We start from the raw sequence: 8,043 nt of genomic DNA on the forward strand, positions 1-8,043 counted from the left end.
CGTGACAACGACCGCGCCGTCAACTGCTCGAGCCGCCGCAACCGGTTGAGCGGATCCCCTGGGGAAGCTGCGCGCAGCGCATGCTTCAGGGGCGCGGGGAACTGCGCGACCAGCCACGACGAAGGCGGCACCCGGCCGACTACCTCATGGGCCGCCCCCGCTTGGCCTCCATCGCGGCGCGCCCCTGCTGCCCGCGCTGCTTCCACACCTTGCGCATCTCGTCCCGCAACCGGGCATCGGTCCGCGCGGCGAGCCGCCGGTTCTCGCGCATCAGCTTGCGGTAGCTGTCGAGACGGCGCTGCGGAAGCGTCCCGTCGTCGACGGCGGCGAGCACCGCGCAGCCGGGCTCGACCTGGTGCCCGCAGTCGTGGAACCGGCACTGCTCCGCCAGCTCGGCGATCTCGGCGAACGCCTGCTCCACGCCCGCCTCGGCGTCGTAGAGCCCGACCCCGCGCAGCCCCGGGGTGTCGATGAGGACACCGCCGCCGGGCAGCACGAACAGGTTCCGGGTGGTAGTGGTGTGCCGGCCCTTGCCGTCCATGTCGCGGACCGCCTGGACCTCCATGACGTCGGTGCCGACCAGCGCGTTGGCAAGGGTCGACTTGCCGGCGCCGGACTGCCCGAGCAGCACGGCCGTGCCGCCCGCGACGACGGCCCGCAGCACGTCGATCCCGTCGCCGTCGTGGGCGCTGACGGGCACCACCTGGGCGCCGGGCGCGGCGTCCGCCACGTCGGAGACCAGGTACGACAGGCCGACCGCGTCGGGCACGAGGTCGGCCTTGGTGAGGACGACGAGCGGCTGGGCGGCCGCTTCCCGGGAGAGTCCCGCGTCGTGCAGCAGGGCGTCACCGCTCGCGCTGGCGTGGGCGAGCGCGAGGAACCGCTCGATGCGGCCGAGGTCCAGCTCGGCGGCGAGGGACACGCAGATGATGACGTGGTCGACGTTGGTCGCGAGCACCTGGCCCTCGGACCGCTTGGACGTCGTCGACCGGACGAAGGCGGAACGGCGCGGCAGCAGCGTCCGCACGTAGCGCGGGTCGCCGCCCTCGGGGTCGACGGCGACCCAGTCCCCCGTGCACACGACCTTCATCGGGTCGCGGGGCACGACGAACTCGGTGTCGGCGCGGACGACACCCTCGGCGGTGGCCACGTCGCACTGCCCGCGGTCGACCCGGAGGACCCGGCCGGCCAGCAGGCCCTGCGCCCCGTACGGGGCGAACACGGACTCCCAGTCCGTGTCCCAGCCGTACGCGGCGAGCGGGTGCGACGGCGCCGCACCCGGAAAAGAGGAAAGCGAAGAAGAAGAGGAAGAGAACGAGGACGAAGACAAGGGGGACCCTTCACAGGGGTGGCCCCGGCGCCGCGTCCTGGGACGCGGAGAAGAACGAGCGTGTGGGATCAGCCGGTGGCCACGGAGGTGGACTTGACGAACTTCCGAATGCGGGCAACGCCCGGCGCGACGACAGCCATCGGTCAACACCCCCAGATCACACGGCAGGTAGCGGCAGCCCCAAGGGCGCCGCGGGAACGGTCCTGACGTTAACCACCCGCGCCGATCCGGCGCCAGTGGTTTTTCACGTCAGCGGCGGCGCAGTCGCCCGAGCCAGGCGCGGGCCTGGGCCTGCCGGCGCGGGTCGGAGGCGGTCCGGCGCGCCGTCGCGATGGCCCGTCGGCCCTGCGGGCTGCGGCTGTACTGCTTGATCCGGTCGAAGATGCCCGGCATGACGCCTCCATGGTGTCGTTCGGTGGGTTCGTGCTCGCTCACCCTGCGCATACCCGGGATGCCGTACAGAACACGAATGGGGGCACACGGGCGACAACAACCCGACGAGGAACTGGAGTTCCCATGTTCGCCATCGCCGCCGCCGTGCTGTTCTTCCTGGCGTTCCTGATCAACGCCGCCGACATCTCGACGAACGACACGTTCACGTCGGTGAACATCATGCTTCTCGGGCTCACCGCGCTGGCCCTGCATCTGGCGGGAGCGGCCGGCTGGGCGCGCGGCCGGTCGTCGCGTCGCCGCTGATCCCGCGCGGTCTGCCGGTCCTCAGACCGGCAGACCGCGCGGCTCCTTGACGCGCTTCATGATGATCTGGGAGTTCACCTCGGTGACCCCGCCGAGGGTGGTGAGCCGCTCGATCCAGAGGCGCTCGTACGCGGCGAGGTCGGCGACCGCGATGCGCAGCAGGCAGCCGGGGCTGCCGAACAGGCGGTAGGCCTCGATGACGTCGGGGATCTCCTGGAGCGCCTGCTCGAAGGCCTCGACGGATTCGCGGTCGCGGCGGACCTCGATGGAGACGAGCACCTCGAAGCCGCGGCCGACCGCCGCCGGGTCGACCATCGCGCGGTAGCCCTGGATGACCCCGTCCTGCTCGAGCTGGCGGACGCGGCGCAGACAGGGCGACGGGCTCAGCCCCACGCGCTGGGCCAGCTCCTGGTTGCTGAGCCGCCCGTCGCGCTGGAGCTCGCGCAAGATGTGCAGGTCGATCGCGTCCATGGCGCAATTATCCACCACGTTTCCGATCGCTTCGGGTCAGAATTGGCAATCAAATTGCGCGCTTTTCGCCTTATCCTTGCGATTAATCTCCCCTCTCCCCTCTCCCCCCACTCGCGAGGCACCTCTCCATGAAGCGCATCACGCTCATCAGCACCGGCGGCACCATCGCCAGCCGCTGGCAGGGCACCGGCTACGCCGCCGACGCCGGCGGGGACACCGTTCTGGCCAGTGCCGCCGTACCGGACGGCGTCGAGGTGCGGGTCGTCGACCTGTTCAACATCAACAGCTCCCAGATGACCAGCGAGCGCCAGCTGACCCTGCTGGGCGCGGTGCGCGACTCGCTCGCCGACCCGGACGTCGACGGCATCGTCGTCACCCATGGCACGGACACCCTGGAGGAGTCGGCGTTCCTGGTCGATCTGCACCACGACGACCCGCGCCCGGTGGTGTTCACCGGCGCGCAGAAGCCGCTCGGCGCCACTGACGGCGACGGCCCGGGGAACATGTACGACGCGCTCCAGGTCGCCGCCACGGTGCGGGACCTGGGGGTGCTGATCGCCTTCGACGGCTCGGTGTACGCGGCACGCGGCACGGTGAAGACGCAGACGCTCGCGGCGCACGCGTTCGGCGATCCGTCGCGGCCGCAGGCGCTCGGGAAGCTCGGCTTCGGCCGGGTCGACATCCGCCGGACTCCGGTGCGGCCCGATCCGCTGCCCGTGCCGAAGACTGACGACGGCGGTCTGCCGCGCGTCGACATCGTCATGCACCACAGCGACGCGGACCCCACTCTGTTCGAGGCGGCGATCGCCGCCGGGGCGCGGGGGATCGTGCTCGTCGCCACCGGTGCCGGGAACGCCACTCCGGCGTTCGCGGACGCCGTGGCCGCCGCCGTGCGCCGTGGCGTTCTGGTCGCCGTCACCTCGCGCGTGCCGGCCGGGCCGCTCGCCGAGATCTACACGGGGGGCGGCGCCGTGGATCTGGTCGCCGCGGGCGCGGTCCTCACCGGGACGCTGCGTGCGGGCCAGGCCCGGATCGCGGTCCTGGCCACCCTCCTCGCCGACGCCGACGCCACCCTGCTCTCCCGCCTGCTCACGGACCCGGACCCGGCGACCGTCTGACCGGTCGTCGGGCGCGGGCCCGTCGTGGATCAGATCTCCACGGCCTCCTCGTTCGGCGCGAGGCTGTCCATGAAGGAGCTGACCGAGAACACGGCCCGGCCGGCGCCCGACGGGCCGTAGCCGGGCGGGGAGGACAGGCCGAACTCGTCCATCGTCGAGCGGTAGGCGTCGAGCAGCCGGATGTGGTACTCCAGCGGCGCGCCGTTCGGGTTCTCCTTGCCGAGCGGGGTCGTCGGCTCCGGGCACCAGGTGGTGAAGCGCGGCGTGATGCCGTTCGACATGAAGAAGCGCAGGCCCTCGGTGGTGGAGGCGATCGCCTCGTCGACCGTCTTGAAGCCGAACGGCTCGGCCATCTCGACGCCCGCCACGAAGTTCGGGATCACGTTGCGCGCGCCGAACACGTCGCGCGAGTCGAGGATGCGCTTGTGCCACTCGTCACGGCCGACGTACCGCTCCTTGCCGGGGCAGTACATCTTGAACAGGTACTCGTCCCACACCTCGTAGTTGGGGTGGTAGATCTGGATGCCGTAGTCCTTGAAGCGCTGGACGTCGTCCTTGGGCAGCGCCTGCGCGACGACCTTGCCGATCCAGCGTCCGGGGAAGTACTCCTCGATGGCCTTGGCGTAGCGCCCGTAGAAGTCCGCCTCGTCCAGGCCCTGCACCTTCGACGTGATCGCGCCGCCGGTCAGCGTGTACGCGGTCGACGCCTTCGCGGTGTCGTACTTGTCGATGATCTCCAGGGCTTCCAGGACCTCGTCGACGTCCTTCACGCCCGTGTAGGGCCGGCCGGCCGCCTTGTGCTGGCGCCAGTTGTGGTTGATGTCGCAGTACTGGCACTCCTCCTTGGCGCCGAAGTACTGGCAGACGCGGAACGCGGTCAGGTAGATCAGGTAGCCCCACTGGATCGTCGGGGCCACCTCCATGACCGACTTCCCGTTGGAGAGCTTGTGCCGGTAGTACTCCGGCATGGGCGGCACGCCGACGTCGGCGATGCGCTTGCCGTCCAGGTAGAGGCCGAGCATGCCGTCCTCGGCCGCCGCGACCCGGTACGGGGACGACGGGTTAACGCGGACCGAGACGACCGTGCGGCGCAGGTCGTAGGGGCCGCCGGTGAGGACGATCTCCTCGGGCGGGCGGCGCAGCGCGGCCTCGCCCAGCTCGGGCAGGGTGCCGTGGTCGAAGGAGAAGATGAAGTACGACTTCGGTTTGACCTCGCCGTCCTCGTTGTCACTGAGAGCCGAGGCGTCGAACGCCACACCGCCGCGCAGCAGGTCCTCCTTGAAGACCGCTTCCTTCGGCACATGCGGGAAGCGCTCCATCAGGTCCTCTACCAGCGCCGTACGGCTCTGCATCCCGTTCTCCTTGCTCGATCGACGGTCACAGCTCCTCCCACGGTATCCCCCGCCCGTGGCTCACCCCTGCCGGGTCCCCGCCCTGGCCACGATGTGCGCGGGCGCGGTGATCCCGGCGGGCAGCCGGGGGTCGGCGGTGGGCGCTCCCCAGCGCGCGGTGAGCGGCAGCGTTCCGGCCCACAGGCCGAGCGCGGCGTCGTCCGAGTCGCCGTCGTCCGGCGGGCCCGCGCTGATCTTCACGGAGGCCTCCTCCAGCGAGAGGGCGAGGACGGTCGTCGCGGCGAGCTCCTTGCGGTTCGGGCGGCGGGCGTGGTCCCACTGGCCCGGCGCCGTGTGCTCGGTGACCAGGCGCAGCGCCTCGGTCTTCTCGGCGTCGTCGGTCAGGGTGCGCGGTACGCCGTAGAGCATCGCGCACCGGTAGTTCACGCCGTGCTCGAAGACGGAGCGGGCCAGGACCAGGCCGTCGACGTGGGTGACGGTGACGCATATCGTCGCGTCGGTGCCGGCCAGGCTGCGGCTGGCCACGGACCCGTGCACGTAGAGATACCGCTCGTCACGTCCGTACACCGTCGGTACGACCATGGGCGCGCCGTCGACGATCACGCCCAGGTGACAGACGAAGCCCGCGTCGAGGATCGCCTCCAGATCCGCCCGCTCGAAGCTCGCGTTCTCCTTGAAGCGACGCAGGCGCGTGCGGTCGGTGGGCATGAGCGTGCGGGACGGTTCCGAGTGCGTCATGCGCCGGAACAGTACTCCCGCGTGATCACCGGTCCGCCGCGCAGGGGTCGTCCAGGCGCACCACCCGCACTCCCCCGGCCGGCACGACCAGGGTGCCCGCCACGGACCGGCCGGAGCCCGGTTCGGTGCCGGGGGCGGGCAGGGGCACCTTGGCCTCGTCGGGGGTGTGGTTGATCGCGAAGAGGTACGTGCCCGACTCCCCGGTCCGTGTCACGGCCTCGACGTCGCGCGGCAGGTCCGGGCGGGGCGCGAGCCCGGCGTCGGCACCCGCCGCGGCCAGGACCGGGGCGAGGCCGGCGGCGGACAGCCGGGTCGAGACGTACCAGGCCGTGCCCCGCCCGTACCGGTGCCGGGTGACCGCGGGGAGTCCGGCGGCGAGCCCGTCCTCGTACCGCCAGACGGGCTCGGCGCCGCGCGGCACGACGAACTCCGTCCACACGTCGCCGGTGATCTCGGCGTCGCCGGGTCCGCGCAGGCGCACCGTCTCGCCCGCGAGGAGCGGGCTGAACTCCTCGACGGTCAGGCCGAGTACGTCGCGGAAGGCGCCCGGGTAGGGGCCTTCGTGGACGGCGTCGTGTTCGTCGACGATGCCGGAGAAGCAGGAGACGACGAGGGTGCCGCCGTTCTCCACGTAGTCGCGGGCGTTGAGGGCCGCGGCCTCCGTCGCCAGGTAGAGGGCGGGGACGACGACCAGGGGGTAGGCCGACAGGTCGGCCTCCGGGTGGGCGAAGTCGACGGTGAGATGGCGGTCGTACAGCGCTTCGTAGAAGGTGTCCGCGCGCTCGCGGGCGTCGAGGTCCTCGCTCGGGCGCCACTGCAGGCCCTGCGCCCACCAGGAGTGCCAGTCCCACAGCAGGGCCGCGTCGGCGACCGTGCGGGTGCCCGCGACGGGCGCCAACTCGGCGATGGTGGAGCCCAGTTCGCAGACCTCGCGCCAGATCTTCGTGTCGGTGCCGCCGTGCGGGAGCATCGCCGAGTGGAACTTCTCGGCGCCGCGCCGTGACTGCCGCCACTGGAAGAACAGGGCGCCCTCGGAGCCGCGCGCCACATGGCCCAGCGAGTTGCGGGCGAGCTGGCCGGGGGCCTTGGCCGGGTTGCGGGGCTGCCAGTTGACGCCGGACGTGGAGTGTTCGAGGAGCAGCCAGGGCGCGCCGCCCGCGACCGAGCGAGTCAGGTCGGCGGCCATCGCGAGGTTCACGTGCGTGCGGCGGCCGTCGGTGATCAGGTAGTGGTCGTTGGTGACGAGGTCGACCTCGCGGCCCCAGGCCCAGTAGTCGAGGGAGTCGCACTGGCTGAGCGCCGTCATGAAGTTGGTGGTGACGGGGATGCCGGGGGCCAGGCGGTGCAGGATGTCGCGCTCGCGCACGAAGTTCTCGCGCAGGGTGGCGTCGGCGAAGCGCCTGTAGTCGAGCTGCTGGGCGGGGTTGCCGACGGTCGGGGTGGTGCGCGGCGGGTCGATCTCGGCGAAGGAGGCGTAGGTCTGCCCCCAGAAGGCCGTCCCCCAGGCGTGGTTGACCTGCTCGACGGTGCCGTACGTGGCCGTGAGCCAGCGGCGGAAGTGGGCGGCGCAGCTCTCGCAGTAGCAGGCGCTGACCGGGACGCCGTACTCGTTGTGCACGTGCCAGAGCCGGACGGCCTCGTGTCCGCCGTAGCGGCGGGCGAGCTGCTCGGTGATGCGGGACGACGCCTCGCGGTAGGCGCGGTTGCTGTGGCAGATGGCGCCGCGCGAGCCGAAGTTGAGGCGGGTGCCGTCGGCGGTGACCGGCAGCGCGTCGGGGTTCTGGTCGTAGAACCACTTGGGCGGGGCGACGGTGGGGGTGCCGAGGTCGACCGCGATGCCGTTCTCGTGCAGCAGCTCGACGACCCGGTCGAGCCAGCCGAACTCGTGGACGCCCGGGGTCGGTTCGAGCAGGGCCCAGGAGAAGATCCCGACGCTCACCATGGTGACGCCGGCCTCGCGCATCAGCCGGACGTCCTCGTGCCACACGGCCTCCGGCCATTGCTCGGGGTTGTAGTCGCCGCCGAAGGCCAGGCGGGGCTGTGTCATGGGTCTTCTCCTGGGTTCTGGGAGCGTGCACATATGGGGTCGCGCGGCGATGGACCTAGGTAAACTTAAGTTGCTGATCAATGGCAAGAACTTGGCTGTAACCGATCACAGACACCGTCACAGTGCGGCTCCGGCGGGGGCTGGTCGCGCAGTTCCCCCTTCCCCTGGACGAGCGGAGCTCGTTTCAGGGGCGCGGGGCCACCGGAGAGCAGATCGCTCTCACCGACATCGGACACTTCGCACACGAGCGGGCCGAAAGGCTCGTCAACGCACACGCCGAGAATTCCCTGG

Annotated in this window: 8 protein-coding genes; 2 read left to right on the forward strand and 6 right to left on the reverse strand. The window is 71.3% G+C overall.

Translation table 11 applies throughout. The features are described from left to right. Positions 1 to 139 precede the first annotated feature (139 nt). Both rsgA and ABZ930_RS40940 read right to left on the reverse strand, forming a co-directional pair. Positions 140 to 1,330 (reverse strand): ribosome small subunit-dependent GTPase A, encoded by a 1,191-nt coding sequence (gene rsgA / locus ABZ930_RS40935; RefSeq protein WP_361560567.1) that lies wholly within the window; start codon positions 1,328 to 1,330, stop codon positions 140 to 142. A gap of 249 nt (positions 1,331 to 1,579) precedes the next feature. Beyond that, positions 1,580 to 1,723: a hypothetical protein gene (locus ABZ930_RS40940; RefSeq protein ID WP_361560570.1), complete on the reverse strand. Its 144-nt coding sequence runs from the start codon at positions 1,721 to 1,723 to the stop codon at positions 1,580 to 1,582. 123 nt (positions 1,724 to 1,846) lie between these two features. Here ABZ930_RS40940 and ABZ930_RS40945 point away from each other — a divergent pair, with 123 nt between their 5' ends. Next, positions 1,847 to 2,026 (forward strand): hypothetical protein, encoded by a 180-nt coding sequence (locus ABZ930_RS40945; protein WP_361560573.1) that lies wholly within the window; start codon positions 1,847 to 1,849, stop codon positions 2,024 to 2,026. Between the two features lie 21 nt (positions 2,027 to 2,047). On the opposite strand, the gene ABZ930_RS40950 is transcribed toward ABZ930_RS40945, so the two are convergent. Further along, positions 2,048 to 2,497, reverse strand: coding sequence for an Lrp/AsnC family transcriptional regulator (locus ABZ930_RS40950; RefSeq protein ID WP_361560576.1), 450 nt, complete (start codon positions 2,495 to 2,497; stop codon positions 2,048 to 2,050). 128 nt (positions 2,498 to 2,625) lie between these two features. Between ABZ930_RS40950 and ABZ930_RS40955 the strand changes: the two genes are divergently transcribed. After that, positions 2,626 to 3,615 (forward strand): asparaginase, encoded by a 990-nt coding sequence (locus ABZ930_RS40955; protein ID WP_361560579.1) that lies wholly within the window; start codon positions 2,626 to 2,628, stop codon positions 3,613 to 3,615. Between the two features lie 29 nt (positions 3,616 to 3,644). Here the strand turns inward: ABZ930_RS40955 and ABZ930_RS40960 are convergent, their stop codons facing one another. The 3 genes from ABZ930_RS40960 to ABZ930_RS40970 are packed head-to-tail and all read right to left on the reverse strand — an operon-like array spanning position 3,645 to position 7,752. Continuing rightward, the gene (locus tag ABZ930_RS40960; RefSeq protein WP_361560581.1) at positions 3,645 to 4,967 is read right to left on the reverse strand and encodes a radical SAM protein; all 1,323 of its coding nucleotides are present in this window, start codon (positions 4,965 to 4,967) and stop codon (positions 3,645 to 3,647) included. 60 nt (positions 4,968 to 5,027) lie between these two features. Further along, positions 5,028 to 5,705: a pyridoxamine 5'-phosphate oxidase family protein gene (locus ABZ930_RS40965; protein ID WP_361560584.1), complete on the reverse strand. Its 678-nt coding sequence runs from the start codon at positions 5,703 to 5,705 to the stop codon at positions 5,028 to 5,030. A gap of 25 nt (positions 5,706 to 5,730) precedes the next feature. Continuing rightward, positions 5,731 to 7,752: a beta-galactosidase gene (locus ABZ930_RS40970; RefSeq protein ID WP_361560587.1), complete on the reverse strand. Its 2,022-nt coding sequence runs from the start codon at positions 7,750 to 7,752 to the stop codon at positions 5,731 to 5,733. Positions 7,753 to 8,043 lie beyond the last annotated feature (291 nt).

This window comes from Streptomyces sp. NPDC046716 (assembly GCF_040645755.1).
Taxonomy (GTDB): Bacteria; Actinomycetota; Actinomycetes; order Streptomycetales; family Streptomycetaceae; genus Streptomyces.